Origin of the sequence: Streptomyces sp. SID13726 (assembly GCF_010548375.1) — a bacterium.
GTDB lineage: Bacteria > Actinomycetota > Actinomycetes > Streptomycetales > Streptomycetaceae > Streptomyces.
The window spans coordinates 1-394 of the sequence record NZ_JAAGLY010000794.1 but is presented as its reverse complement, the minus strand read 5'-3'; the positions used below and the strand labels follow the sequence as shown (position 1 = coordinate 394).

Here is a 394-nt window from a genome sequence, read left to right as displayed (position 1 = left end):
GCTTCTCGTCGGCCTGCTCGACGGCGTCGCGCGCCCCACGCTCGACTACGCGCTCCAGGCGGGGCGGACCCCGACGCTCGCGCGCTGGCTCGGGAGCGGGAGCCACCACCTCACGACGTGGTGGGCGCGCGTGCCCGCGACGACGCCCGCCTCGACGATCGGCCTCCTGCACGGCTCGACCGAGCACGTGCCCGCGTTCCGCTGGTGGTCGCGCGCGCTCGGCCGGCTCGTCGTGACCAACCGCCCCGCCGACGCGGCGGCGGTCGAGGCGCGCACGAGCGACGGTTCCGGGCTGCTCGCGGGGGGCGGCGTCGCCGTCTCGACCATGTTCTCGGGCGACGCCGCGACGAGCCTGCTCGTGATGAGCCGTGCGCGCGAGGGCCTCGGGCCGGGG

The 394-nt window shown here is 77.9% G+C and carries 1 pseudogene; it reads left to right on the top strand.

Annotated features, from left to right (window positions below):
* Window positions 1-394, top strand: a pseudogene (locus G3I78_RS50345) (hypothetical protein); the annotation flags it as partial.